At 67.3% G+C, this 25,142-nt stretch carries 24 protein-coding genes; 10 read left to right on the top strand and 14 right to left on the bottom strand.

Annotation, left to right across the window (positions count from 1 at the left end; translation table 11 throughout):
- Nucleotide 1: 1 nt before the first annotated feature.
- Complete coding sequence (locus M1247_RS33410) at nt 2-448, bottom strand: hypothetical protein (RefSeq protein ID WP_317160736.1); 447 nt, start codon at nt 446-448, stop codon at nt 2-4.
- Between the two features lie 36 nt (nt 449-484).
- Here M1247_RS33410 and M1247_RS33405 point away from each other — a divergent pair, with 36 nt between their 5' ends.
- On the top strand, nt 485-1,318 hold the full coding sequence (locus tag M1247_RS33405) for a VOC family protein (protein ID WP_317160735.1): 834 nt from the start codon (nt 485-487) through the stop codon (nt 1,316-1,318).
- Here the strand turns inward: M1247_RS33405 and M1247_RS33400 are convergent.
- The 3 genes from M1247_RS33400 to M1247_RS33390 are packed head-to-tail and all read right to left on the bottom strand — an operon-like array spanning nt 1,299 to nt 5,049.
- Nucleotides 1,299-1,694, bottom strand: a complete 396-nt coding sequence (locus M1247_RS33400; protein WP_317160734.1) for a hypothetical protein — start codon at nt 1,692-1,694, stop codon at nt 1,299-1,301. The genes M1247_RS33405 and M1247_RS33400 overlap by 20 nt on opposite strands.
- A gap of 23 nt (nt 1,695-1,717) precedes the next feature.
- Nucleotides 1,718-3,355 carry an AMP-binding protein gene (locus tag M1247_RS33395; RefSeq protein ID WP_317160733.1) on the bottom strand — a complete coding sequence of 546 codons (1,638 nt, stop codon included), beginning with the start codon at nt 3,353-3,355 and terminating at the stop codon, nt 1,718-1,720.
- On the bottom strand, nt 3,352-5,049 hold the full coding sequence (locus tag M1247_RS33390; protein WP_317160732.1) for an AMP-binding protein: 1,698 nt from the start codon (nt 5,047-5,049) through the stop codon (nt 3,352-3,354). The genes M1247_RS33395 and M1247_RS33390 overlap by 4 nt, the downstream gene beginning before the upstream one ends.
- 57 nt (nt 5,050-5,106) lie before the next feature.
- On the opposite strand from M1247_RS33390, the gene M1247_RS33385 reads away from it, so the two are divergent.
- Nucleotides 5,107-5,946 carry a LuxR C-terminal-related transcriptional regulator gene (locus tag M1247_RS33385; protein ID WP_317160731.1) on the top strand — a complete coding sequence of 280 codons (840 nt, stop codon included), beginning with the start codon at nt 5,107-5,109 and terminating at the stop codon, nt 5,944-5,946.
- Here the strand turns inward: M1247_RS33385 and M1247_RS33380 are convergent.
- The 5 genes from M1247_RS33380 to M1247_RS33360 all read right to left on the bottom strand — a co-directional run bounded on the left by M1247_RS33380 (nt 5,934) and on the right by M1247_RS33360 (nt 11,523).
- A complete protein-coding gene (locus tag M1247_RS33380; RefSeq protein WP_317160730.1) occupies nt 5,934-7,385 on the bottom strand; it encodes a purine-cytosine permease family protein in 1,452 nt (483 codons plus the stop codon). The two genes, M1247_RS33385 and M1247_RS33380, sit on opposite strands and share 13 nt — an antisense overlap.
- Nucleotides 7,386-7,398: 13 nt before the next feature.
- Nucleotides 7,399-8,229, bottom strand: a complete 831-nt coding sequence (locus M1247_RS33375) for a nitrilase-related carbon-nitrogen hydrolase (RefSeq protein ID WP_317160729.1) — start codon at nt 8,227-8,229, stop codon at nt 7,399-7,401.
- Between the two features lie 16 nt (nt 8,230-8,245).
- Complete coding sequence (gene hisD, locus M1247_RS33370; protein WP_317160728.1) at nt 8,246-9,598, bottom strand: histidinol dehydrogenase; 1,353 nt, start codon at nt 9,596-9,598, stop codon at nt 8,246-8,248.
- Between the two features lie 93 nt (nt 9,599-9,691).
- Entirely contained in the window at nt 9,692-10,654 is a 963-nt protein-coding gene (locus M1247_RS33365) for a LysR family transcriptional regulator (RefSeq protein WP_317160727.1), read from the bottom strand.
- Nucleotides 10,655-10,680: 26 nt separating this feature from the next.
- Nucleotides 10,681-11,523 carry a helix-turn-helix transcriptional regulator gene (locus tag M1247_RS33360; protein WP_317160726.1) on the bottom strand — a complete coding sequence of 281 codons (843 nt, stop codon included), beginning with the start codon at nt 11,521-11,523 and terminating at the stop codon, nt 10,681-10,683.
- A gap of 74 nt (nt 11,524-11,597) precedes the next feature.
- Here M1247_RS33360 and M1247_RS33355 point away from each other — a divergent pair, with 74 nt between their 5' ends.
- From M1247_RS33355 to M1247_RS33330, 6 genes are all read left to right on the top strand, one after another.
- Complete coding sequence (locus M1247_RS33355) at nt 11,598-12,233, top strand: class I SAM-dependent methyltransferase (RefSeq protein ID WP_410506988.1); 636 nt, start codon at nt 11,598-11,600, stop codon at nt 12,231-12,233.
- 15 nt (nt 12,234-12,248) lie between these two features.
- Nucleotides 12,249-13,355 carry an epoxide hydrolase family protein gene (locus M1247_RS33350; RefSeq protein WP_317160724.1) on the top strand — a complete coding sequence of 369 codons (1,107 nt, stop codon included), beginning with the start codon at nt 12,249-12,251 and terminating at the stop codon, nt 13,353-13,355.
- A 122-nt stretch (nt 13,356-13,477) separates the two neighbouring features.
- Entirely contained in the window at nt 13,478-14,812 is a 1,335-nt protein-coding gene (locus tag M1247_RS33345; protein ID WP_317160723.1) for a DUF8832 domain-containing protein, read from the top strand.
- The gene (locus M1247_RS33340; RefSeq protein ID WP_317160722.1) at nt 14,809-15,213 is read left to right on the top strand and encodes a FixH family protein; all 405 of its coding nucleotides are present in this window, start codon (nt 14,809-14,811) and stop codon (nt 15,211-15,213) included. Before M1247_RS33345 ends, M1247_RS33340 begins: the two co-directional genes overlap by 4 nt.
- Nucleotides 15,214-15,227: 14 nt before the next feature.
- A complete protein-coding gene (locus tag M1247_RS33335; RefSeq protein ID WP_317160721.1) occupies nt 15,228-16,334 on the top strand; it encodes a hypothetical protein in 1,107 nt (368 codons plus the stop codon).
- Complete coding sequence (locus M1247_RS33330; protein WP_317160720.1) at nt 16,331-16,891, top strand: hypothetical protein; 561 nt, start codon at nt 16,331-16,333, stop codon at nt 16,889-16,891. Before M1247_RS33335 ends, M1247_RS33330 begins: the two co-directional genes overlap by 4 nt.
- Nucleotides 16,892-16,926: 35 nt before the next feature.
- On the opposite strand, the gene M1247_RS33325 is transcribed toward M1247_RS33330, so the two are convergent.
- The 3 genes from M1247_RS33325 to M1247_RS33315 form a co-directional block, all read right to left on the bottom strand.
- On the bottom strand, nt 16,927-18,750 hold the full coding sequence (locus M1247_RS33325; RefSeq protein ID WP_317160719.1) for an ABC transporter ATP-binding protein: 1,824 nt from the start codon (nt 18,748-18,750) through the stop codon (nt 16,927-16,929).
- Nucleotides 18,751-18,824: 74 nt separating this feature from the next.
- Nucleotides 18,825-20,768 (bottom strand): ABC transporter ATP-binding protein, encoded by a 1,944-nt coding sequence (locus M1247_RS33320; protein ID WP_317160718.1) that lies wholly within the window; start codon nt 20,766-20,768, stop codon nt 18,825-18,827.
- 38 nt (nt 20,769-20,806) lie between these two features.
- A complete protein-coding gene (locus M1247_RS33315) occupies nt 20,807-22,687 on the bottom strand; it encodes an ABC transporter ATP-binding protein (RefSeq protein ID WP_317160717.1) in 1,881 nt (626 codons plus the stop codon).
- Nucleotides 22,688-22,779: 92 nt separating this feature from the next.
- Here M1247_RS33315 and prrA point away from each other — a divergent pair, with 92 nt between their 5' ends.
- Both prrA and M1247_RS33305 read left to right on the top strand, forming a co-directional pair.
- Nucleotides 22,780-23,481, top strand: coding sequence for a two-component system response regulator PrrA (gene prrA, locus M1247_RS33310; RefSeq protein ID WP_317160716.1), 702 nt, complete (start codon nt 22,780-22,782; stop codon nt 23,479-23,481).
- Between the two features lie 16 nt (nt 23,482-23,497).
- The gene (locus M1247_RS33305) at nt 23,498-24,838 is read left to right on the top strand and encodes a sensor histidine kinase (RefSeq protein WP_317160715.1); all 1,341 of its coding nucleotides are present in this window, start codon (nt 23,498-23,500) and stop codon (nt 24,836-24,838) included.
- On the opposite strand, the gene arfC is transcribed toward M1247_RS33305, so the two are convergent.
- The gene (gene arfC, locus M1247_RS33300; protein WP_317160714.1) at nt 24,835-24,978 is read right to left on the bottom strand and encodes a channel accessory protein ArfC; all 144 of its coding nucleotides are present in this window, start codon (nt 24,976-24,978) and stop codon (nt 24,835-24,837) included. The two genes, M1247_RS33305 and arfC, sit on opposite strands and share 4 nt — an antisense overlap.
- Nucleotides 24,975-25,130 carry a channel accessory protein ArfB gene (gene arfB, locus M1247_RS33295; RefSeq protein WP_317160713.1) on the bottom strand — a complete coding sequence of 52 codons (156 nt, stop codon included), beginning with the start codon at nt 25,128-25,130 and terminating at the stop codon, nt 24,975-24,977. The genes arfC and arfB overlap by 4 nt, the downstream gene beginning before the upstream one ends.
- Between the last annotated feature and the right edge of the window lie 12 nt (nt 25,131-25,142).

The following is a 25,142-nucleotide window of genomic DNA, read 5'->3' as shown; positions in this document are numbered from 1 at the left end:
CTTACGCCTGAGCCAGCGCGGCCAGCAGCGCCACGCAGGTGATCAGGTCCAGCGGCAGCCGCAACAAACTGCGCCGGGCCCAGCGCAGTGCTGCAGCCTCGTCGACCCCGACCGGATCAGCCTTCTCGAAGGCCACTGCTTTCGGCACGAAGTCGACCAATGACCACACCCGCATCACGGTGTGGCTGACCAACGCGACCAGCAGTGCCGCGCGCACGTCGACGTCGCGCCAGGCCACGATCACCGCGATCACCAACACCACCTCGAACACGGTGTGCGCCGGAATCCAGAACCGCCGCCGGGAGATGCCGCCGTTGTGGGCCTGAATGATGCCGGGCCGCTTGGTCCAGGCCGGATCGACGACGAGAGTCTCGTAGATTCCACCGCCCAACACCACGCAGGCCAACAATGTCGCGGCGGCGATCAGCACGAGAGTCGGTGTCCCCACAGCTGCCGATTATTGCGGTTGCGCAACGATGGGCGCATGACGAGTCACCGTACGTATCCGCCTGGCGTCCCGTGCTGGGTGGATACCGACCAGCAGGACCCCGCTGCGGCGCAGGAGTTCTACGGCAGGCTGTTCGGCTGGACGTTCGAGAACGTGCTGCCTGAGGACGCCGCGGAGGCTTATCTCATCGCCACGCTGGACGGTGCGGATGTCGCCGCGATCGGGTCGGCGGACGCGGGCGACGAGATCGCCTGGAACACCTACCTCGCGGTCGACGACGCGGATCGCGCCGCGGCCGTGGTGACCGAGGCCGGTGGGGCGGTGACGAGCGGCCCTGCCGACGCAGGCCCGGGTGGCAGGCAGGCCGGCTGCACCGATCCGCGCGGCGCCCACTTCAAGCTGTGGCAGCCGAGGCGCCGGCTCGGCGCACAATTGGTCAACGTCCCGGGAACCTGGAACTTCAGTGACCTGCTGACCTCGGACGCCGAGGCCGCCACCGGCTTCTACGCGTCCGTGTTCGGTTGGGAATTCGATCCCTTCGGCACGTCGAAGATGATCCGCCGCCCCGGCTATGCCGACCATCTGGCGGCGACCATCGATCCGGACATCAAGAAGCGTCACGCCGAAAGCGGTATTCCACCCGGCTTCTCGGATGCGATCGGCTTCGTGGCCCGGCTACCCGAGCCCGAGCCGGACCACTGGCGGGTGACGTTCGCGGTGGCCGACCGCGACGATGCGGTCGCGTCGGCCGAAAAATTGGGTGCCGCGGTGGACTCCAGCGAAGACTCCGAATGGGCCAAGACGACGGCGATCGCCGATCCGCAGGGCGCGCGGTTGGTACTCAGCCAGTTCACGCCACCGGAGGCGTGAGGTCGAGCCGGTGCCGGGTGCGGTAGTACAGCACGACACCGGCGGCCGTCGTTTCGATCAACGCCAGCATCGTCGCCCACTGCATGAGGGTCGATGTGGGCACCGCGGCCCCCGGCCCGTGATGGTGGCCCGGACCGGGAATGTGCAACGCGATCATGGCCAGGTTCATCAGCGCCACGATCACCCACGCCCGCAACGGGCCCGCGACCCACAGCTCGTACGCACAGAACAGGCAACCGGCGGCCATCACGGCCAGCAACCCGCCGGACACCGGGTTGGGCGCATGGCCGAGCATCGTCGCGTGCAGGACGGCCGAGCACGCGGCCAGCACCGCACACGCCCGTCGCCCGATCAAAGACAAACGCTTCACACCCATATAGATCGCCTGTCGGGCCGAAACTAATCGATGCCGAGCAGCCGGGTGGTCTGTTCGCGCATCTCAACCTTGCGGATCTTGCCGGTGACCGTCATCGGGAATTCGTCGACGATGTGCACGTAGCGGGGGATCTTGTAGTGCGCGAGCTTGCCGGTGGCGAAGGCCCTGACGGCCGCGGCATCGAGCGGGGCACGGCCCGGTTTCATCCGGATCCACGCGCAGAGCTCTTCCCCGTAGCGCTCATCGGGTACGCCGATGACCTGCGCATCGTCGATGTCAGGATGGGTGTAGAGGAACTCCTCGATCTCGCGCGGATAGACGTTCTCGCCGCCGCGGATCACCATGTCCTTGATGCGGCCGACCACGCTGCAGTAGCCGTCGGGGCGCATCACGGCAAGATCCCCGGTGTGCATCCATCCGTCGGAGTCGATGGCCTGTGCGGTCTGCCCAGCACCAGATTTGCTCCTCGCGTGCGCGCCATCGCCCCAATAGCCCAACATCACCGAATAACCGCGGGTGCAGAACTCCCCGGGCTCGCCCCGTTCGACGGTGTCACCGGTGTCGGGGTCGACGATCTTGATCTCGACGTGTGGATGAGCCCGCCCGATCGTGGCGCTGCGCCGCTCGAGGTCGTCGTCGATCAGCGTCTGGCACGATACCGGCGAGGTTTCGGTCATCCCGTAACAGATCGCAACCTCGGCCATATTCATGTCGGCCACAACGCGTTTCATCACCTCGGTCGGGCACACCGATCCGGCCATGATCCCGGTCCGCAGGCTCGACAGGTCGAAGCGGGCGAAGTCCGGATGCCCCAGCATCGCGATGAACATCGTCGGCACGCCGTACACCGCGGTGCACTGCTCGGACTCGATCGCCGCCAACGTCTCACCAGGATCGAAGCCCGGCGCCGGGATCACGATGGTGGCACCGTGCGTGGTGACGCCGAGGTTGCCCATCACCATGCCGAAGCAGTGGTAGAACGGGACCGGGATACACAGCCGGTCTGCCGGGCGCAGCGCGATGCCCTCGGTGACGAAGAACCCGTTGTTGACGATATTGCGATGGCTCAGCGTGGCCCCCTTGGGGAAACCCGTTGTCCCCGAGGTGTACTGGATGTTGATCGGGTCGGTGTTCGCCAGACCGGCCGCCCGCTCACGTAGCTGCGAGTCGTCGACCTGCTCCTGGTGCAGTCCGTCCCAGTCCAGGGAGCCGAGGAAGATGATGTCCCGCAGCGCCTGGCAGTCCTGGCGGACCTCGGCCACCATGGACACGTAATCGGAAGACTTGAACGCCATCGCCGAGACCAGGGTGCGCACCTGGGACTGATTCAGCACGTAGGCCAGCTCATGGGTGCGGTACGCCGGGTTGATGTTGACCAGGATCGCCCCGATCTTGGCCGTCGCGTACTGCACCATCACCCATTCGGCGCAGTTGGGCGCCCAGATGCCGACCCGGTCCCCCTTATCTACGCCGAGCGCCATCAAACCCCGTGCCACCATGTCGATCTCGTTGTTCAGCTCGGCGTAGGTCCACCGTCGGCCGGAGGCGACGTCCACGAGCGCCTCGGCCGCGGGGTTCGCCGCGGTGATCCGCTCGAAGTTCTCGCCGATGGTCTCTTCCAGGATCGCGACATCCGTTGGGCCCGCGTCGTATGAGTTCATTCCACCAGATCCTCGTAGCGATATTCGGTCGAAATCGGTTCTCCCGCATGTGCAGCCGCATCTTCCCGCTTGCGCAGTTCGACCCGGCGGATTTTGCCCGAGATGGTCTTGGGCAGCTCGAAGAACTCGATACGCCGCACCTTCAGATACGGTGCGAGATGGTCACGGGCATAGGCCATGACCTCTTTTGCGGTGTCGGCGTTGGCTTCCCAGCCTTGGGCCAGCGTGACGTAGGCCTTCGGCACCGCCAACCGGGTGTCATCGGGTTGGGGCACCACCGCGGCCTCCACCACCGCCGGGTGCTCGATCAGCACGCTCTCCAGTTCGAACGGCGACACCTTGTAGTCGCTGGATTTGAACACGTCGTCGGTACGGCCGATGTAGGTGATGTAGCCGTCGGCATCGCGGCTGGCGACGTCACCGGTGTGGTAGTAACCGCCGGCCATGACCGCCTCGTTGCGGTGCGGGTCACCGAGATAACCGGTCATCAGGTTGCGCGGTCGGGTCGACAGATCCAGGCAGATCTCCCCCTCGTCGGCCAGTTCGCCGGTGAGCGGGTCGACGAGCACGACGGGCACCCCCGGCATCGGCCGCCCCATCGAACCGGCTTTCACCGGCTGACCGGGCGTGTTGCCGACCTGCAGGGTGGTTTCCGTCTGGCCGAAGCCGTCACGGATGGTCAACCCCCACGCGTCGTGCACCCGGGCGATCACATCCGGGTTGAGCGGCTCACCGGCACCCAGAACCTCTCGCAGCCCTTCCGGTTTGGCGCCCAGGTCAGATTGGATCAGCATCCGCCATACGGTCGGCGGGGCGCAGAACGTGTTGACGTTCGCGCGGCGCAACTGGTGCAACAGCGCGGCCGCGTCGAACCGGGTGTAGTTGTGGACGAAGATCGTGGCCTCGGCGATCCACGGCGCGAAGAAACAGCTCCAGGCGTGTTTGGCCCAGCCGGGGGAACTGATCGCCAGGTGAACGTCGCCCGGGCGCAGCCCGATCCACGCCATCGTCGACAGGTGGCCGACGGGATAGGAAACCTGCGAATGCTCAACCAGCTTGGGCTTGCTGGTGGTGCCCGAAGTGAAGTAGATCAGCATCGGATCGTCGACCGTGGTGGCGGCCTGGAATCGGACCGGCTCTACGGCGTGGGCCTCGGAGTACGTATGCCAGCCCTCGACCGGTGCACCCACGACGATGCCGGTGTAGTCACCGGCCACGTCGGCGAACTTCGCGGTATCCACGCTGTTGGCGATCACATATCGGGCGCCGCCACGGGAGATCCGGTCGGCCAGATCCGCCGGGCCGAGCGCTCCGGTGGTCGGCATGATGACGGCGCCCAGTTTGGCGATGGCCAGCATGGCCTCCCACAGCTCGACCTGGTTACCGAGCATGAGGATCACGCGGTCGCCCTTGGCGACGCCCAGATTCTGTAGCCAGGTGGCAATCCGGTCGGAGCGCCGCGCCATCTCGGCGAACGTGACCTGTTGCTCGGAGCCGTCCTCCTCGACGATCCACAACGCGGCGCGGTCGTTACCGTCGGCGATCACGTCGAACCAGTCGATCGCCCAGTTGAACGTGCCGGTCAGATGCGGCCACGCGAAGGTCTCGACGGCCTTGTCGTAGTCGGCGATGCTCTCGACGAGCTGGTCACGGGCCTCGCGGTAGCGGTCGGTGTTGGTCGCACTGACTGTCATGACAGCTATGCTCTACGTCACACTTGCCTCCCGCTACCCCCGAAAGTGGGTAATGCCATGCGCCACCCGCTGCTGCGGCCACGTGACGCCGACGCGGTGCGGTCTGAGCTGCGCCGGATGGCCGTCGATACGAGCCTGCCGCTGACTTTCGGCGGTGCGGTGCACGGCGATGCGCTGCTGCTCAGCGAGTTCTTCGGCACCAGGACCGGTGCCATGCGGGGCCTGGCGGTGCGCCCGAGTGCCGGGCTGGGCGGTGCGACGATGGTGGCCCAGCGGCCGCTATCGGTGCCCGACTATCGACGCTCGTCCACCATCACCCACGACTATGACGAGCCGGTGCTCTCCGAGGGCATCCGGTCGATCCTGGCCGTTCCGGTCGTGGTGGCAGGTGAGGCGCGCGCAGTGCTGTACGGGGCGCACCGCACCAGCGCGCCGATCGGCGACCGTACCGCCGCGGCCATGCTGGCCTCGGCACGGCGGCTGAGCCACGAACTGGCCGTGCGCGACGAGGTCGACCGCCGCATGCGGATGCGCGAAGCGCAGTTGGCGAATTTCGCGGCCGACCCGGCCGATACCGAGCAGATCCGCGCAGTGCACGCCGACCTGCGCAGGCTGGCCGCGGAGACGCCGGCGCTGAGCGGGCAACTGCGTGCACTCGCCGACCGGCTGGCCGCGGCGCTGCAACCCGAGCATCCGGCCGGGGCACCGCTGACCGCCCGCGAAACCGATGTGCTCGCCCAGGTGGCGCTGGGGTGCACCAATGCCGAAGCAGCACAGCGACTCTCGTTACGGCCGGAAACGGTGAAAAGCTATCTGCGCAGTGCTGCCGCCAAACTCGGGGCCCGCAACCGCCATGAGGCGGTGTCGAAAGCCCGGCGACTCCGTCAGCTGCCCTGACCGGCCGAGGTGAAGCTGACCGCCTCGATGCCGTGGTCGCGTGCATCACTTTGCGCCGTCGCGAGTTCAGCGGCGAGGTCCAGCGACCGGGCCATCAGCACGTACGCGACCGCTGATGCGAACAACCCGACGAACAGGGCGATATCCACATCGCCGATGGCACTGGCGACCGGGCCGGTGTACCAGACCGTGACCACGAACGGGATCATCGCGACAATCCCGATCGCGTAGGCCCCCAGGCCACGCCAGCCCCAGGTGCCGTAGATGCCGCCGCGCGGAACAAAGATCTCCCGAATCGCGTAGCGGCCCCGCCGGACCACGTAGTAATCCACCAGATTGACCGAGGTCCACGGCACCAACAGGTACAACAGCACCACCAGGAAGCTGCTGAAGTTCGCCAGGAATTCTCCGGTGCTGACCACCGCGCCGAGTAGGCCGGCCAGGGCGATGGCGGTGCACGCGGCCACCCGCAACCTGCGCGTCGGGGCGACCGCACGGAACGAGTCGAGGATCGTGATCAACTCGATCGAGGACGCGTAGATGTTGACCGTGATGACGGTGACCAGTCCGGGCAGCGCCGCGACGAGCAGCCACAGACCCGACCCTGGCAGGATGCCGTCGGCGGCCTCCCGGACCGCCTGTAGCGGTGACATGTCCGCGAACAGGGCCGCGACGAGGGCGCCCAGGGCCATCAGCCACGCGCCACCGACGAAAACCCCACTGTAGGTGTAGAACAGCGCCCGGCCCGGGCTGGTCTGAGGCGGCAGGTACCGCGAGTAGTCGGACACATACGGCGCCCACCCCAGCGCGTAGGCCGCCGCGGCGGCGAACTGAACCAGGAACGCAGGCCAGCTGAAGCCGGCGAAACCGAGCGCTCCGGCAGGCAGGTCCGAGGTGACCAACGCCGCGATCGTGAAGACACCGAACGTCGCCAGGAACAACCAGGTGAGCCAGTTCTGAATCCGGTGAATCCAGTGGTAGCCGTAGATCGCCAGCGTCAGCGCGAGTGCCGTGATGATCACGAACCACAGATTGCGCGCCTCGACCCCCGTGGTCAGGGTCAGCACGTCGCCGGCCAGGATCTGGTTGAAGATGTTGAAGCCGACGATGCTGAAAATGACGACGCCACAGATCACTACGACGCCCCGGTAACCGAACTGCGCGCGGGACTGGATCATCTGCGGCAAGCCCAGCTGCGGTCCCTGCGCGGAGTGGAATGCGGTGAACACCGTGCCGACGGCAGCACCCAGCACGATGGCCAGCAGTGAGGTCAGGAACGAGGCGCCCAGGGCAGCACCCACCATTCCCGTGGCCAGCGTGGTGAGGTTCGCATTCGACATGAACCACAGCGGGAACAGCATGGACGGTTTTCCGCGGCGTTCGCCGAGCGGAATCCAATCGATCGACTTCGACTCGATCGCCGGGGTGTCGGTGGGCATGTGTCTCTCGTTCCTAGTCAAGGCTCTCGGGGACGGTGAGATCCCCGTAGAGTTCGGGCCTGCGATCGCCGATGACGTCGTTGAACTCGCCGATCGTCTTGTCTCCGGTCAACTCCAGGACCGCGGTGGCGACAATCTCGCCGACCCCGGGCGTCGCCTGGATCCAGCCGTCGGCGCCGATGACGGCGGTGCCGTCGGTCCACCGGACGCCCCGCTCCTGCCCGCGGCGATCGGCGATCACCGTGGCAAGTTGTGACGAGCGCGCGGCCGCCATGGCCTGGATGATCTCCGGGGCACGTTCGCCGTCCGGCCGTGGCACCAACGGCCAGTTCACCGGCAGCGCGAGAACCTCGGCACCGCCGAGTGCGAGTCTCCTTGGCGTCTCCGGGAATTCGTTGTCGTAACAGATCGCCACACCGAGCCGGCAGACCGGTGTGTCGATGATCGTGCCCGCCTCGGGACCGGTGGCGAAGATCGTGGACTCGGCCGCCCACAGATGGGACTTCCGGTAGCAACCCAGGGCCCGACCGTCGCCGAACACGATGGCGGAGTTGTACAACAGTTCTCCGTCGACCTCGCAGAAGCCGACCACTGTCACCGCACCCTCGGGAACCGCGCCGGCCAGCGCGGTCAGCCGTTCGTCGTCGGCACGCAGGGCCAGCGATCGTGCCTCGTCGGCATCGGCGAAAACGTAGCCGCTGGTGGCGAGTTCGGGCAGTACGACCAGCTGCGGGCCGCACTGCTCGATCGCACACAATGCGGCGCGCACCCGTGCGAGGTTGCCGTCGAGATCGCCGATCCTGATTTCAGGCGTGACGGCCGAGACACGAATCGTTCTGCTCATCCGAACCTCCCGGCCGTCACCGGCTGACCGCCGGGGTGCCATCAAAAACGCCGCTGTGGCGGCCGATCTCATCGATCCTGATGGTGGCGGTGGCCTCATGGGCGGCCAGCCCCTCGAACGCCGAGATCCGCTCCACGGCGGGTGCGAGTTCGGCCGTGCCCTCGCGTGCGGCTCGCTGGTAGGTCAACGGTTTGACGAAGCGCGCCACCGAGAGCCCGGCGTTGTAGCGGGCAGTCTTGCCGGTAGGCAGCACGTGATTGGTGCCGGCGATGCCCTTGTCGGAGTATGCGACAGTGCTCCATCGCCCGAGGAACAGCGAGCCGTAGTTGTGCAGACGCTTGAGGTAGAAGTCGTCGTCGCAGGTGTGCACCTCGAGATGCTCCGGTCCCAGGACATCAGAGATGGCCGCGGCCTGGTCACGGTCCTGGGCGAGGATGACCGACCCGTAATCACGCCAGGCCGCACCGGCGACGTCTCGGGTGGACAACGTTTCCAGTTGCCGGTCGATGGCCGCGATGACGTTGCAGCCCAACGTCTCGGACGTGGTGATCAGGGCAGCAGGCGAGTTCGGCCCGTGTTCGGCCTGGCCCAGGAGGTCGGCGGCCACCCAGTCCGGATCGGCGGTGTCGTCCGCGAGCACCGCGACTTCGGACGGCCCCGCCAGCAGGTCGATCCCGACCCTGCCGAACAGCTGACGCTTGGCTTCGGTGACGAAGGCGTTCCCAGCGCCGACGAGCATGTCGACGGCGCCGTCACCGATCAGCCCGAATGCCATGGCGCCCAGCGCCTGTACGCCACCGATGGCGAAGACCTGGTCGGCTCGGGACAGGTAGGCCCCGTAGAGCACCGCCGGGTGCGCGCCGTGCTCACCTGAGGGCGGTGTGCAGGCCAGCACCGCAGGCACTCCGGCCGCCTTGGCGACCCCCACCGTCATGAACGCGCTGGCCAACAGGGGGAACCGGCCCGCGGGCAGGTAGGCGCCCACCCGGCCGACCGGGATGTACTGGACGCCGCCGCTCACCCCGGGGGCGAGTTCGATCTCGAAGTCGGTCATCCGCGCGCGTTGCGCCACCGCGAACCGGTTGGTGCGTTCGTAGCCCAATTCGAGCGCGGCCCGTACATCGGCGGGCAGTGTGTCGCCGCTCTTCCTGAGTTCGTCTGCACCGATCTCGAATGGACCCGACCAGCCGTCGAGGTCCTTGGAGTAACCGCGCACGGCGTCGATGCCCCTGCGCTCGATGTCTAGCAGCATCTGCGACACCCGCTCGACCACTTTGGGGTCACGTTGTGCGGGCGGGCCGTCAACAGCCGGCTTCTTCAGCCAACTGAACGGTCCGAGGGTGCGGGCTTCGTGGGTCGTGATCTGCATGTCGGCGACGCTAGGACGAATTCACCCAAAGGACTAGAGGGAGAACTCCTGCGGCAGCCACAGGAAAACCCTGTGGGTTAGGCGGTGCGCAGGTCAGCGGCAGCGCCGCGACACCAGTGGGACCACCTCGCCATCACCGGACGGCCCGGTTTCGAGGGTCTGCAACTCACGGATGGTGTCTTCGGCCAGCCGGGCGAACTCTCTGGTGGCGTTGGACAACGGGCGGCCGCGGTGCTGCGCCAGGGCGATGACGTCGTACAACGGTTCGGCGAACGGCGCGGTATGCAGGCCGGCGGGGAAGGCGCCGCCGTCGATGACGGCACCGCTGGCGATCGTATCGCCCACATTGCTCGCCACCAGTTTGAGTGCGGCCTCGACATGCTCGATCTCGATCATCGGTTCCAACCGCAGACCGGCCAGTTGCGCACGTTCGGCCAGCTGACGTCGGGTCGGATCCTTCCATCCGTAGTGGGCGTCGTAGAGCACCAGTTTGGCCGCGGCGAATTGTTGGATCGCAACGGGTTTCGCGGTGCGGGCCGGGTCGGCGCTGACGTAGAACACTTCGTCGCGCAGCAGCGGACGAACCATGAGGTCCTCGTCGTCGATCGGCAGGATCAACAACCCCGCCTCGATCTCACCGGCCTGGATGGCTGCCGCGGTCTCGGCGGAGTTCTGCCCGACCAGCCGGACACGCACCGCGGGATAGCGCATGTGGAAGGTCTGCACCAGGCTCGACAGCAGGTAGTAGTCGGCATTTCGCGGCACGCCGAAGGTTGCCGTTCCACCGCCGAGCGATCCGAGGGAACGCACGGCGTGCACGCCACCGTCGGCCGCGTGCACCGCCTGCTGCGCGTAGGGCAGCAACTCCTGACCGGCGGAGGTCAGGGCCAGCCGGCGAGGTCCGCGGACGAACAGTTGCGCATCGAGTTCCTCCTCGAGGCGGCGGACGAGTTCGGAGATCGATGCCTGCGCGACGGCCAGCGTGTCAGCGGCCGCGGTGAACGATCCCGACCGCTCAGCCTCCAGGAAGGCGCGAAGCTGGTTGAGCGTCGTCATGCCGCCGCCTCGACCATGGGATCACCTTATGCTTCGCGGCCCCGCCAGTTCCGTGGCGACGTGCCGTGCATCCGCCGGAACAGCCGGGTGAAATAGCTGGGATCGGGCATGCCGACCCGCTGGGCCACCGCACTGATCGGGAGGTCGGTTCCGGCCAGCAGGCTGCGGGCCTCGGCCATCCGCCGTTCGGTGATCCAGTCGCCGACGGTGCGCCCGGTGCGCCGGCGGACCACGGTGGTCAGATGCCCCGGCGTCAGACCGACGTCCCGGGCCACGCTGCTCAGTGACAGCGGCTCGCCGTGGCGGCGGTCGATCACGTCGAATACCTCGGCCAACAGCGGTTCTCCACTGCGCCGCAGGTCACCCACCACGTCGGCGGTGATCCGCGCCAGATCGATCAACAGCAGTGTCAGATGCGCCAGCGCCGCCTGCCGGTACCCCTCCTGTCGGGAGGCCAGCTCGGCGTCGATCGCCGCGATCGCGTTGTCCCACAAGTCCTGCCGCGATACCTCCAGGCGCAGCACCCCACCGGCGCGACCATGCAGGAAGGGAAACAACAGCGGGTGGGTGCGCCAGGCCGGCCATAGTGAGCGCCCATCCTCACCGAGAGCCGCGGGGTCGAAGAACACCCCGGCACCGGGTCCCTCGATGTGGGTCGGGTCGACGACCGCACCGGCGGCCGCCACGTACACCGCGCCTTCGGCCGGCGCGTACCACAGTGCCGGGAAATCGTGGATGTGCCTGCGTTGTTCGGGTGGGTGGTCGGCCGAACCCCGCACGACCGACACCGGCGGGATGTCCCGATCCGTCCGGTACTGGTACACCGGCACCCCGCCGCGATGTCGGGCCAACCGGGTGGGAACAGACATACCGCCAAAGATAGTCCTGGTTTCACCGACTATCGCCCAATTCATCCATGTCCAATCGGTAAATCATGGTAACCATGACCGATTATCATCCTGATTACCTTCCCGCCGCAGGCCGCGACGGGTTTCTGCCGGCGTACGACCAGCTGACCCGCGCGCTCGGGATGGGCGCGGCATACAACACCCTCATCTCCCAGGCAGAGCTCACCGGCAAGGTGCTGGAGATCGGCTGCGGCACCGGGAATCTCACCGTCCGGGCCAAGCTCGCCCAGCCCGGGGTCGAGCTGATCGGCTGCGATCCCGACCCGCTCGCCCTGGCCCGTGCACGGCGAAAAGCACAGGGATTGACCGGCATTCAGTTCGAGCGGGCCTATGCTCAGCGGTTGCCGTTTGCGGACGGCGAATTCGACCGCGTGCTGTCATCGATGATGCTGCACCATCTCGACCAGGACACCAAAGTCGCAGCGGCGGCCGAGATCGCCCGCGTGTTACGGCCCGGTGGCCGGCTGCACCTGGTCGACGTCGGTGGACACATGACCCGACAGGACGGTGTGGTCGCCCGGTACATGCTGCGTGGCCACCACATCAACGGAAACCTGGGTGACGCCATCCCCCGGCTGCTGAGCGATGCCGGCCTGGACTGCACCCAGGTGGCGACACAGCGTCGTCGACGGCTCGGCCGGCTGAGCTATTACCGGGCGGTGCGCACGTAGTACAAGATGGCTGGTATGGCCCAGATCAACCCATTCCGCATCGCAGTCCCCGACGCCGACCTCGACGACCTCAGGGCACGGCTGGCCCGCACCCGATGGCCCGAGGCCGAATGTGTCGACGACTGGTCCCAGGGCATCCCCCTGAGCTACACCCGGGAGCTGGCCGACTACTGGGCGGGAGAATACGACTGGCGGGCACGCGAAGCCGCGTTGAACCGGTTTGACCAGTTCACCACCGAGATCGACGGGCTCGATATCCATTTCATCCACCAACGCTCGCCGCGCGAGGATGCCTTCCCGCTGGTGATCACGCACGGCTGGCCGGGGTCGGTCGTCGAATTCCACAAGGTCATCGAACCGCTGACCGAGGCCGGATTCCACGTGGTGTGCCCGTCGCTGCCGGGCTACGGGTTCTCCGGAAAGCCGACGACCCCCGGGTGGGGAATCGACAAGATCGCCCGGTCCTGGGACACGTTGATGGCGCGACTGGGCTACGACCGGTACGGCGCGCAGGGCGGCGACTGGGGGGCGGCGGTGACGACGCAGATCGGGCGCAACGTCGGCGGTTGCGCGGCCATCCACGTCAACATGCCGATCGCCCAGCCACCGGCCGACCTCCGGGGCGAACTGCCAGAGGAGGTGCAGCAGGCGCTGGCCCGCGTGCAGTATTACCGCACGTGGGACTCCGGCTATATGAAGCAGCAGTCGACCCGGCCGCAGACCTTGGGGTACGGCCTGGTGGACTCCCCGGTCGGGCAGCTGGCGTGGATCGTGGAGAAGTTCTGGTCCTGGATGGACTGCGACGGCCATCCCGAAAACGTGCTGAGCCGTGACGAATTGCTCGACAACGTCATGCTGTACTGGGTCACCGCCTCAGCCGCCTCCTCGGCCCGGCTGTACTGGGAGAGCCACGACACCTTTGCCGGCGGGAAGCGCGTCGAACTGCCCACGGGAGTGGCGTCGTTCCCGATGGAAATCATGCGGGCGCCACGCGACTGGTGCGAGAACAACTACAACGTCACCCATTTCACGAAAATGGCACGCGGCGGGCATTTCGCGGCCTTCGAGCAACCTGAATTGTTCGTCGACGATGTGCGGACGTTTTTCGACACCGTCCGTTGACTTCCAGCAAATATGCCGACGGGGTCGTCGAAATCTTTGCTATTACTGGCTTGGTGGACTTCACACGCCCTCGGAGGAAAACCCTACTGACACGGGCACTCACCGTCGGCATGCTGTTGGTGATGACACTGATGCTGGGCGCACCCGCGGCGGTGGCTGACGGCATCGGGACCGACACCGACGTGCACGTCGCCCAGTCGCTCGGCGGCCGCGAGCTGACGGTGGTCATTCGCCGCGTCGGACCGGTGCTGGGGCCATTGCACGTGGACGTCGTCACCCATCGCGGCGACACGCCCGGCAGTTTGCAGCTGACCGCGACTGCGGCCGACGGTGCCCCCAGCACCGGACAGGTCAACCTCGGCCCGCCCGGCATCTACTCCACCACGCTCACCGTCGATCGGGCAGGACCGTGGGAACTGCTCGTCGATGACGGCCACACCGTGGCGCGGATCCCCTTCCTCATTCCCGCGCAGGTGGTACCCCCGTGGAAGAAAGCCAGTGATTACGGGTTTTTCGCCGCGGGCGGTCTCCTGATCGTCTCGCTGGCCGTGGCGTTGCGTGCGCGGCGCAACTGGACGGCGTTGATCCCCGCGACCGGCATGGTCGTCGCACTGACGGTGGCGGTGACCGGCGCGGTCCTGTCCGCGTACTCGCCACCGCCACCCCAACCCGGTCAGGATCTGGACCCGACCGCAGAGAACATTCGGGACCCCTACGCCAGAGTCGCAGCGAATTCGTTGAATCCGGTCGACTATTCGCGTCCGCCGGTCAACCTGGCAACGTCGCTGCGTGGGGCCGTGATGGAACTGAACCTGATCGACTCGTCGACCGGGCGCCCCGTGGACGATCTGCTCATCCATCACGGCGCGCTGATCCATCTCATCGTCGTTTCGCCCTCCGGCGACATGTCGCACCTGCATCCCGTGCGGGTCGCGCCGGGTCGTTACGAAGTTCAGTTCCACCCCGCCGAACCCGGCACCTATGCCATCGCCGCCGAGATCGCGCGCCGCGGCGGTGGCGTGCAACTCGTCCGCGGCTCGCTGGCGGGCCGCCCGGTCGACGCGCCGCCTCGCGCCGAAACCCTTTCGGTGGGCGATATCAGCGTCACGGCCGCACCGGCAGGAAGCCCCAGCAGCATCCGTGCCCGGTTCGGTGATACCGCCGACCTGCAACCGTGGCTCGGCATGGTCGGACACATGATGGTGATCGGACCACTGCCCGACACCGCCGATATCGGTGAAAGCGCACTGACAGCACCGGTTTGGTCACACGCGCATGCGATGGTGCCGCCGGCTCCCGGTGCCGCAGGTGGTCAGCCGGACGAATCGGTGGCCCGGTACGGACCCGAGATCGACTTCACCTACACGTTCGCGCTGCCCGGCCGATACAAAGTGTGGGTACAGACCGAACGCGACTACGCCATTCTCACTGCGCCAACAGAAGTCGAGGTTCCGTGAACCGCAATCGCATACTGATCGTGATCGCCGTGGTCGCCGCCGTCGTCGGCGCCGGGATCTGGTTGCTGTGGCCGAAACCCGCCGCACCCCGCGTCACCGCGGCGGCGGGACCGTATCTGGTGCGGCTCAGCGGCGAGTCGCCCACGGTCGGGGTCAGCCCGCTCACCGTCGAGATCTCGGGCCGCGATGGTGCGCCACCGACCCCGGACACGGTCACCTTCGAGCCCGCCATGCCCCAAATGGGCCATGCCACAACACCCGTGGTGGCGTCCGCGGAAGGCAACGGCCGGTACCGCGGGGACATCGACCTGTCGATGCCGGGACAATGGGAGATCACCGTCCGCATCGCGACCGGCGGGCAGACCCACAACGCAGTGCTGAGCATCACCACCAACGGTTAGGAAGGCGACACGTCATGACGAGTGCGGATTCGCGCGGCAGGCTACCGGCGTTCGTGATGCTGGCAGGCACGTTGATCTCGTTGTCCGGGTTGACCTGGGACATCAATTGGCACAACGATGTCGGGCCGGACAGTTTCTTCACCCTGCCGCACCTGTTCGTCTATTCCGGCGGTGCCATCGCCGGGCTGACCAGCCTGGTCATGGTGTTGCGCGCCACTGCAGGCCAGCGCAACGGTCAGCAGCCCGATCCTGCCGTCGGCGGCAGGGCGTTCAAGGTGCTCGGTGTGTTCTCCGCGCCGACCGGCTACCTGGTCGGAGGGATCGCCGCCGCGTCGTTCCTGCTGTACGGGCTGTGGGACGAATGGTGGCACGGCCTGTACGGATTCGACGTCACCATCGCCTCCCCGCCGCACCAGGGCTGGCTGACCTCGATCTGCGTCACGATGATCGGCACCGCGATCGTGTTCGCCGCTGCGCGCGAACATACCTGGGGGCGTTGGGGATTCATGATCGCGATCGCGGCCTTCGGATCGTATGCGGCCATCACCAGCACTGCGTTGGCCGATATCAACCTGGACACCGCGATCGACTGGTTCACCGTCACCTGGGTGAGCATCCCGCTCGTGTGCGTCCTGATCGGCTCGCAGGTGGTGCCGCGCGGCGGGGCGATGGGCACCGGCGCGGTCACCCTGCTGCTCAACCTCATCACCTGGTCCTTCGCGGAGTGGGCCGTCGGCTGGTACGCCGAACTGCAGCACCTCGCGCTGCGCGATTTCGTCGAGTTGGCCTTTCCCGTCGACATGCTGCTGATCCCTGCGATGGTCTTCGTGTTCGGCCTCCTCGTCGAGTTGGTGTTGCACTTCAGGAACGCCAACGCCTGGCTGCTGGCCTGCTCCGGTGCAGTCGGCGCGATCGTGATCACCTGGTGGATCAGTTCCGGGACAAGTTCTGAGGGCATCGAAGGCGCGGCGCCGGGCGAACACACCACCAGCGTCGCACTCACCTGCATCGCGGCCGGGGCGCTCGCCGCCGTGTTGGGCGGCGCCACCTGGCGTTTGGGGCGCGCGCTGCGTTCCTCGAACGCCGTGGCTCCCGAGCGCACCGAGGCGGTCTCGGCATGAGGGCCAGACCCGCTGTACGGGCGCTTTTGGCGATGCTGTGCGCCGTCACCCTCGCGATCGGTTCCGCGCCGGCTGCGGCCGCCGATCCGCTGGACTATGTCGTGCACACCGAGCACGTCCAGGCCGGGCCGTATCCGGTGACGGTCGGTTTCACCGTCTGGCCGCTGCGCGCCATGCAGTCACTGGATTTCACGTTCGAGCCCGAAGGCGGTATCGCCGACAAGTCCGGGACCATCGCCGCGATCGCGCCCGACGGCAGGACCGATGTCGATCGGCTGGCCCGGCACCCCCGTAACCGCGACGTGTGGGGACTCGATGTGCAGTCACTGGACTCGGCGGGCACCTGGACGCTGCGGTTCACCATTGACGGCCCGCAGGGCGAAGGCACCGGCGAGCTTCCCGTCGACGTGCTCAAACAACCCGGGCCGCCCCTGCCGCTGAGCTGGGCGATCGGACTGGTGCCGCTCACGCTGACCCTGGTGTTCTTCGGGGTGGTGTGGGTGCGTACCGGCCGGCGCCGCACCGAGATCAACGCAGTGGCGCCAAAATCGCACTGAGATCGACCATTTCGATGCTTTCGGCGCGAGGCCACCTACGCCAGCGAGTCCACCCAGGCCCGGTGTAGTGCGGCGTAGTGACCGCCGGTGCGGCCGACGAGTTCGCCGGGCGGACCGTCCTCGACGATCTGCCCGTGTTCGAGCACCAACACCCGGTCGGCGATCTGCACCGTGGACAGTCGGTGGGCGATCACCAGTGCGGTGCGGTCCGACAGCACCGTCTCCAACGCGCGCTGCACCATGCGTTCGCTCGGAACGTCCAGCGACGAGGTGGCCTCGTCGAGGATCAGCACCGCCGGGTCGGCCAGGAATGCCCGCGCGAACGCCACCAGCTGGCGTTGGCCCGCCGACAGCCGACCACCGCGCTTGGCCACGTCGGTGTCGTACCCGTCGGGCAGCGCGTCGATGAACCGGTCGGCGCCCACCGCGGCCGCGGCCTCACGGACCTGTGAGTCGGAGGCATCGGGGCGGCCGAACCGGATGTTGTCGGCGACGGTGCCCTCGAACATGAAGTTCTCCTGCGTGACCATCACGACGTGGCGACGCAGTTCGGACTGGGACAGGTCCCGGACGTCGACGCCGTCGAGTCGCACCGCGCCCGACGTCGGGTCGTAGAAGCGCGCAATGAGCTTCGCGATCGTGGTCTTACCCGCCCCGGTGGTGCCGACCATGGCCACGGTCTGGCCTGCAGGCACCTCAAGCGTCAGGTCGGGTAACACCGGACGGCCGGACGCGTAGGCGAACTGCACGTCGTTCAGCGCGACCTCACCGCGGACATCGGTCAGCGTGACCGGGTGCGCAGGATCGGAGATGGCCGGCCGCTGGGCCAGCACACCCGCCAGTTTCTCCAGCGCCGAGGAGGCCGACTGGAAGGTGTTGAAGAACTGCGAAATCTCTTGCATCGGTTCGAAGAACATCCGCAGGTACAACAGGAACGCCGCCAGCGTCCCGATCGTCATCTGACCGCCCAGCACCCGGTAACCGCCGTAGAGCAGCACCACACCCGTGGTCAGGTTGCCGACCAGCTTCACCCCCGGCATGAAGATCGCCAGCAGCTTGAACGTCTTCTCGTTGATCTCGCGGTAACCGTCGGCGATGTCTTCGAAGATCTCCTGGTTGCGCGGCTCACGTCGGTAGGCCTGCACGGCCTTGATGCCGGTCATGGTCTCGACGAACTGGACGATCACCAGCGCGGCGCTCTCCCGCACCAGGCGGTAGGTCTTGGCCGACTCATTGCGGAACCACCACACCAGCGCCACCAGTATCGGGAAGGCCACCAGGCACATCAGGCCCAGCTGCCAGTCCAACGCCACCAACAGGATTGCCGTGCCGAACAACGTGAGCACCGCGGTGATCAGGCTGTCGAACCCGGTTTCCAGCATGTCCTGGATGGCCTCGACGTCGTTGGTGGACCGGCTCACCACCCGGCCCGAGGTGTACCGGTCGTGGAAGGCCACGTCGAGCCGCTGGAAATGGCGGAACACGCGCCGGCGCAGCTCCAGCAGCACCTTCTGCCCCATCCGGCCGGACCGGCGCAGGAAGACCATCCGGCTGACGGCCTGGACGAGCACCACCACACACAGCGTGCCGACGATGAGCATCAGCTCGTGGGCGGGGCCGCCCTCGATGATCGGCGGGATGCCATGGTCGATGCCACGCTGCACCAGCAGTGGAACAGAGAGCCGGGCAACGTTTTCCACGATGACCACGAGCGCCAGCACCGCGACGGTCCAACGGTACGGGCCCAGCAGCGAGCCGAGCAGCGCCCTGGCCTCACGACGCCGCGGCACGCTCTCGTCGATGGGCAGGCCCTCGTCCTGCTCATCCCTGACGCGCCCGCGCCATTGCACTGAAGTCATTTCGCTCCTCGCGTGCGCGGTGTCATTTCGCTCCTCGCGTGCGCGGTGTCATTTCGCTCCTCGCGTGCGCGGTGTCATCTGCGCTGCACCTCCGCATAACCCGACTCATCGACATGCTCAACGGCCGCGCGCTCATCGTGCACGCGCCGCAAGCGCGCCACGTCCTCCTCTTCTTCCCAGTCACAACTGCGTTCGGAGTGGTCGTCGAGTTCGTCGTCGGCAGCCAGCAGGTAGCGGTACCGCGGCACCCGAGCCAGCAGGTCGGCATGCGTGCCGATATCGGTGATGGTGCCGGTGTCCAGCAGGGCCACCTTGTCGGCGAGCAACACCGTCGACGCCCGGTGCGCCACGATGATGCCGGTCACCTGAGTCACCTGCCCATCTGCTCCTCGCGTGCGCAGCACCCGGCCCAGCGCCTCGGTCACCACCGCCTCGGTGTGCACGTCCAGAGCCGACAGGGTGTCGTCGAGCACCAGGATCCGCGGTGCGGCCAGGATGGCCCGCGCCAGCGAAAGCCGTTGCCGCTGACCACCGGACAGGCTCATCCCCTGCTCGCCGATGCGGGTGTCCAGACCGAACGGCAGGTCGTAGACGAACTGGGCCGCCGCGATCTCGACGGCCTGTGCCAGTTCGTCCTCGGTTGCCTCGGAACGTCCGAGACGCAGATTCTCGGCGACCGACATCGAGAACAGCGTCGGATCCTCGAAGGCAGTGGCCACCGTCCGGCGCAACGCGGACAGGCTCAGCTCGCGAATGTCCTGCCCGTCGATGAGGATCTGGCCCTCGGTGACGTCGTACAGGCGGGACAACAATGAAGCGAGCACCGACTTGCCCGAGCCGGTGGACCCGACCAGCGCCAGCGTCTCCCCCGGCTCGACCGTGACATTGACATGACGCAGCGCCCACACGTCACTGTCGGGAAATCTGAACCCGACATCGCGCAGCTCAAGGCGACCGCCGCGGGGAGCGTCGGTCTGCGGGCCGTCGACGATTTCCCTGGGCGCATCGAAGATCTCGGCGATCCGGTTGGCCGCGGTGAACGATTCCTGCGTCATCGACAACAGGAATCCGAGCGAGGCGATCGGCCACACCAACGACAGCATCATCGTGATGAAGGCGACCAACGTGCCCATCGTGACGTAGCCGTGGCCTGCCGCGTAGGCGCCGAACCCGAGCACCACGATCAGCGTGAGGTTCGGGATGACTTCCAGCAGCGTCCAGAACTTCGCCGATACGCTCACCCGGCTGACCTGGGTGTCGTGCAACTGGGTGACCTGCTCGTCGAACCGGTCGAACACATAGTCCTCACGGCCGAACGACTTGACCACCCGCAGGCCGAGCGCCGATTCCTCGACATGTGTTGCCACATGGCCGGTCTGGTCCTGGGCGAGCCGGGACAACCGGGTGTACTCCCGCTCGAAGTGCAGCACGGTCGCGGTGATCGGCGCGATCGACACCAGCACCACCACGCCCAACGGCCAGTACATCGCCAGCAGGATCGCGGTCACCACGGCGATCTGCAGACCGTTGAGAATCAGGAACACCAGCCCGAAGGACAGGAACCGGCGGATGGTGGACAGATCGTTCATCACGCGCGACAGCAGCTGACCGGACTGCCACCGACCGTGGAAACTCATCGGCAGGATCTGCAGCCGCGCATAGAGATCCTTGCGGATATCGGCCTCGACACCCATTGTGGCGCGCGACACCAGCCAGCGCCGGATGAACCACAGCACCGCCTCGGTGATTCCGATACCCATGGCGGCCGCGCCGAGCACCCACAGCCCGCGCTCATCCCGGTGCTGCACCGGTCCGTCGATGACGGCCTTGGTCATCAGCGGGATCGACACGGTCGCGGCCAGGCTGATGATCGCGACCACCACCATGGAAACCCAGCGCACCCGGTACGGCAGCAGGTAGGGCAGCAACCGCCACAGATCCGAGCTACCCCGAATCCGCGCCGGTCGCGGAGCGATCGCCGGCGCGGAACGAAAAGCATCTCTTACAGGTTCAGCCACTGGTTCTCAATATTCCCAGGTCGGGCAAACGAATAACGTCACGCCACTTTCGCGTCGTCGGCGAACTGCGTGTAATACAGCTCGGCGTAGCGGCCGTCGCGGGCCAGCAACTGCTCGTGAGTGCCGCGCTCGACGATGCGCCCGTCTTCGACGACGAGGATGAGGTCGGCGGCCCGGACCGTGGACAGCCGGTGCGCGATGACCAGTGAGGTGCGGCCGGCCAGCGCCTCGGCGAGAGCGTGCTGCACGGCGGCCTCCGACGCAGAGTCCAGCGATGCCGTCGCCTCATCCAGCACCACCACCCGTGATCGTCCCAGCAGCAGACGGGCGATCGTCAACCGCTGCCGCTGCCCTCCGGACAGACGGTAGCCGCGCTCACCGACAACCGTGTCCAACCCGTCGGGCATCTCGGCCACCACATCGGCCAACCGGGCCCGCCGCAGCGCCTCCCACAACTGGTCATCGGTGCTGTCGGGCGCGGCCAACATCAGATTCGCGCGGATCGACTCGTGGAACAGGTGCCCGTCCTGGGTCACCATGCCGACGGTCTCTTTGAGCGACTCGAACCGCAGGTCGCGCACGTCCACCCCGTCGAGCTTGACCGAACCGCTGACGACGTCATAGAGCCGGGCCACCAGCGAGGCGACCGTCGACTTGCCCGCACCCGAGGATCCGACCAGCGCGACCATCTGACCAGGCTGCGCGGTGAACGAGATCCCGTGCAGCACCTCGTCACCACCACGGTCGTCCAGCACCGCGACCTCCTCCAACGAGGCCAGCGACACCTTGTCGGCCGACGGGTAGGCGAACCGCACGTCGTCGAACTCCACGGAGACCGCCCCCTCGGGGACCTCGACGGCATCGGGCTTCTCGGCGATCAGCGGCTCCAGATCCAGGACCTCGAAGACCCGCTCGAAGCTGACCAGCGCACTGGCGATCTCGACACGGGCATTGGCCAGCGCGGTCAGCGGCGCGTACAGCCGCGTCAGCAGCAGCGCCAGCGAGACCACCGCACCGGCCTGGAGCTGCCCGCCGATCGCCAGCACGCCGCCCAGCCCGTACACCAGGGCCAGCGCCAGCGCCGACATCAGCGTCAGCGAGTTCATGAACGTCGACTGCAACATCGCGGTGCGCACACCGATGTCGCGGACCCGATCGGCGCGCAGCGCGAACTCGTCTGATTCGCGGGCCGGGCTGCCGAACAGCTTGACCAGGGTGGCCCCCGGCGCGGAGAAACGTTCGGTCATCTGGGTGTTCATCGTCGCGTTGTGCGCGGCCGACGCACGGGACAGCTCGGCCATCCGGGCGCCGATACGCCGCGCGGGCACCACGAACAGCGGCACCAGCACCAGCGACGCCAGCGTGATCTGCCACGAGATGCTCACCATCACCACCAGCGTCAACGTCAACGTGACGATGTTGGACACGATGCCCGAGAGGGTGTCGGAGAACGCCCGCTGCGCCCCGATCACGTCATTGCCCAGCCTGCTCACGAGCGCGCCGGTGCGGGTCCGGGTGAAGAACGCGACCGGCATGCGCTGCACGTGGTCGAACACCGCGGTCCGCAGATCCAGGATCAGGCCCTCCCCGATGTTCGAGGACAGCCAGCGGGTGATCAGCGACACGATGGCCTCGCCGAGCGCGATCACGGCGATGACGGCGGCCAGCATGACCACCACCGACGGGGCACCGCCGCCGGTGATCTCGTCGACCACACGGCCGGCCAGCACGGGCGTGGTCACGGCCAGCACCGCACTGAGCACGCTGACCGCGACGAACGCGCCCAGCCTGCGGTGGTGACGCCCGGCGAACCGCCAGATCCGAGCCAGCAGCCGACGGTCCGCCAGCGCACGAAGATCGCCACCGCGCGCGTGCGTCTGCCGGTACAGGGTCTGCCTGGCCACCGATTCCATACTCATGAGCCTCACCGTAAAACCTGAACAAATATTGAGGTCAAAGACTTCCCGGGCGCCTGCGCGATTCGTCGTTGTTCATACGGCAAGATGGCGGCATGGACAGTGGAGTGGCCTCGCCCCGAGTGCTCGTGGTCGACGACGACCCCGATGTTCTCGCGTCGCTGGAACGCGGGCTCCGGCTGTCCGGGTTCGACGTGTCGACCGCCGTCGACGGTGCCGAGGCACTGCGCAGCGCGACCGAGACCCGCCCGGACGCCATCGTGCTCGACATCAACATGCCCGTCCTCGACGGCGTCAGCGTGGTGACCGCGCTGCGCGCGATGGACAACGACGTACCGGTCTGTGTGCTGTCGGCGCGCAGCAGTGTCGACGACCGGGTGGCCGGGCTGGAGGCCGGGGCCGACGACTACCTGGTGAAGCCGTTCGTGCTGGCCGAACTGGTGGCCCGGGTCAAGGCGCTGCTGCGCCGGCGCGGGGCCTCGGCGACGTTCTCCTCGGAGACCATCCAGGTCGGGCCGCTGGAGGTGGACATCCCCGGCCGCCGCGCCCGCGTCAACGGCGTCGACGTGGACCTGACCAAACGCGAGTTCGACCTGCTCGCGGTGTTGGCCGAGCACAAGACCGCGGTGCTCTCGCGGGCACAACTGTTGGAGCTGGTGTGGGGCTACGACTTCGCCGCCGACACCAACGTGGTCGACGTGTTCATCGGATACCTGCGCCGCAAGCTGGAGGCCGGCGGCGCGCCCCGGTTACTGCACACCGTGCGCGGCGTCGGTTTCGTGCTGCGAACTCAATGAGCCCGCAATAACCGTCATGAGCCTGCTCACCCGGATCTTCCGCCGCACCCCGTCGTTGCGGACCCGGGTGGCGTTCGCGACGGCCATCGGCGCGGCCATCGTCGTCGTGATCGTCGGCACCATCGTGTGGGTCGGCATCACCAACGACCGCAAGGAACGACTGGACCGCCGCCTGGACGAGGCGGCCGGGTTCGCCATCCCCTTCCTGCCGCGCGGGCTCAACGAGATCCCGCGCTCCCCCAATGATCAGGACGCGGTGATCACGGTGCGCCAGGCCGGGGACGTCACCTCGAACTCGTCGGTGGTGCTGCCCGAGCTGCCGGTGGGCTACGCCGATACCTACATCGACGGCGTGCGCTGGCGCGTACGCACGGTGGAGATCCCCGCGCCCGGACCGATGTGGGTGGCCGTCGGCGCCACCTACGACGCCACCATCGCCGACACCAACAACCTGCACCGCCGGGTCATCGTGATCTGTGTCTTCGCGGTGGGCGCATCCACCGTGCTGGGATGGGTGCTGGCCGCGCTCGCGGTACGGCCGCTGCGCCGACTGGCCCAGCAGACCCGCCAGATCGACGCGGGTGACGAAGCCCCCGACGTCGAAGTGCGCGGAGCCACCGAGGCCGTCGAGATCGCCGACGCGGTCAACGGCATGCTGCAGCGCATCTGGTCCGAACAGGGCCGCACCAAGGCCGCGCTGGCCTCGGCACGCGATTTCGCCTCGGTGTCCGCCCATGAACTGCGCACCCCGCTGACCGCGATGCGGACCAACCTTGAGGTGCTCTCCACGCTGGACATGCCCGACGAGCAACGCAAAGAGGTCGTCGACGACGTCATCCGCACCCAGTCGCGGATCGAGGCGACCCTGGGCGCGCTCGAGCGGTTGGCGCAGGGCGAGCTGAGCACCACCGACGACCACGTGACGGTCGACATCACCGATCTTCTCGACCGCGCCGCACACGACGCCATGCGGATCTATCCCGACCTCGACGTGTCCCTGGCGCCCGCGCCCACCGTGATCATCGTCGGGCTGCCGACCGGGCTTCGGCTGTCGGTGGACAACGCGATCGCCAATGCCGTCAAACACGGCGGCGCCACCCGGGTCCGGCTTTCGGCGGTCAGTTCCCGCGAAGGCGTGGAGATCGCCATCGACGACAACGGCGTCGGGGTGCCCGAGGAGGAGCGGGCGATAGTCTTCGACCGGTTCTCCCGCGGGTCGACGGCATCGCGCCTTGGCTCGGGACTCGGCTTGGCGCTGGTCGCCCAGCAGGCCGAACTACACGGCGGCACAGCAGCTCTGGAAGCCAGCCCACTCGGCGGGGCACGCCTGTTGTTGCGGCTGCCCGGCCCCAGCTAAGTCTCGTCGGACTCCGGCTCACGGCCGGGCGCGCCGTACACCGGAACCTCCCGCGTGACCCTGCGGACGGTCAGTGCCAGCGTCAGCACCAGTCCCAGCACGAACGCCAGAACCATCAACCACCAGTTCACGTCACTCACGACCGTGCTCCGATCTCGCGGGACCCGGGCATCTCGGCGAGTGCTTCATCTTCGCTGGTGCGCTTGACCCCGACCACCGACACCAACCAGGCGACCAGCGAACCCACCACGAACGCGAGCAGGTACCACAACCACTGCATGACAAAGTCCATGTCGAATCTCCC

It is taken from the genome of Mycobacterium appelbergii (assembly GCF_032883035.1).
Taxonomy (GTDB): Bacteria; Actinomycetota; Actinomycetes; order Mycobacteriales; family Mycobacteriaceae; genus Mycobacterium; species Mycobacterium appelbergii.
This window is presented reverse-complemented; position numbering and strand designations above follow the sequence as displayed.

Coding starts and splice junctions, on each gene's coding strand:
- hisD (WP_317160728.1), bottom strand. CDS start 9,598: ATGCAGATCACGACCCACGAAGCCCGCACCCTCGGACCGTTCAGTTGG.
- M1247_RS33380 (WP_317160730.1), bottom strand. CDS start 7,385: ATGCCCACCGACACCCCGGCGATCGAGTCGAAGTCGATCGATTGGATT.
- prrA (WP_317160716.1), top strand. CDS start 22,780: ATGGACAGTGGAGTGGCCTCGCCCCGAGTGCTCGTGGTCGACGACGAC.
- M1247_RS33355 (WP_410506988.1), top strand. CDS start 11,598: ATGACCGATTATCATCCTGATTACCTTCCCGCCGCAGGCCGCGACGGG.
- M1247_RS33315 (WP_317160717.1), bottom strand. CDS start 22,687: ATGAGTATGGAATCGGTGGCCAGGCAGACCCTGTACCGGCAGACGCAC.
- M1247_RS33305 (WP_317160715.1), top strand. CDS start 23,498: ATGAGCCTGCTCACCCGGATCTTCCGCCGCACCCCGTCGTTGCGGACC.
- M1247_RS33330 (WP_317160720.1), top strand. CDS start 16,331: ATGAGGGCCAGACCCGCTGTACGGGCGCTTTTGGCGATGCTGTGCGCC.
- M1247_RS33375 (WP_317160729.1), bottom strand. CDS start 8,229: ATGAGCAGAACGATTCGTGTCTCGGCCGTCACGCCTGAAATCAGGATC.
- arfB (WP_317160713.1), bottom strand. CDS start 25,130: ATGGACTTTGTCATGCAGTGGTTGTGGTACCTGCTCGCGTTCGTGGTG.
- M1247_RS33325 (WP_317160719.1), bottom strand. CDS start 18,750: ATGACTTCAGTGCAATGGCGCGGGCGCGTCAGGGATGAGCAGGACGAG.
- M1247_RS33405 (WP_317160735.1), top strand. CDS start 485: ATGACGAGTCACCGTACGTATCCGCCTGGCGTCCCGTGCTGGGTGGAT.
- M1247_RS33365 (WP_317160727.1), bottom strand. CDS start 10,654: ATGACGACGCTCAACCAGCTTCGCGCCTTCCTGGAGGCTGAGCGGTCG.
- M1247_RS33390 (WP_317160732.1), bottom strand. CDS start 5,049: ATGACAGTCAGTGCGACCAACACCGACCGCTACCGCGAGGCCCGTGAC.
- M1247_RS33350 (WP_317160724.1), top strand. CDS start 12,249: ATGGCCCAGATCAACCCATTCCGCATCGCAGTCCCCGACGCCGACCTC.
- M1247_RS33385 (WP_317160731.1), top strand. CDS start 5,107: ATGCGCCACCCGCTGCTGCGGCCACGTGACGCCGACGCGGTGCGGTCT.
- M1247_RS33400 (WP_317160734.1), bottom strand. CDS start 1,694: ATGGGTGTGAAGCGTTTGTCTTTGATCGGGCGACGGGCGTGTGCGGTG.
- M1247_RS33345 (WP_317160723.1), top strand. CDS start 13,478: ATGACACTGATGCTGGGCGCACCCGCGGCGGTGGCTGACGGCATCGGG.
- M1247_RS33335 (WP_317160721.1), top strand. CDS start 15,228: ATGACGAGTGCGGATTCGCGCGGCAGGCTACCGGCGTTCGTGATGCTG.
- M1247_RS33395 (WP_317160733.1), bottom strand. CDS start 3,355: ATGAACTCATACGACGCGGGCCCAACGGATGTCGCGATCCTGGAAGAG.
- M1247_RS33360 (WP_317160726.1), bottom strand. CDS start 11,523: ATGTCTGTTCCCACCCGGTTGGCCCGACATCGCGGCGGGGTGCCGGTG.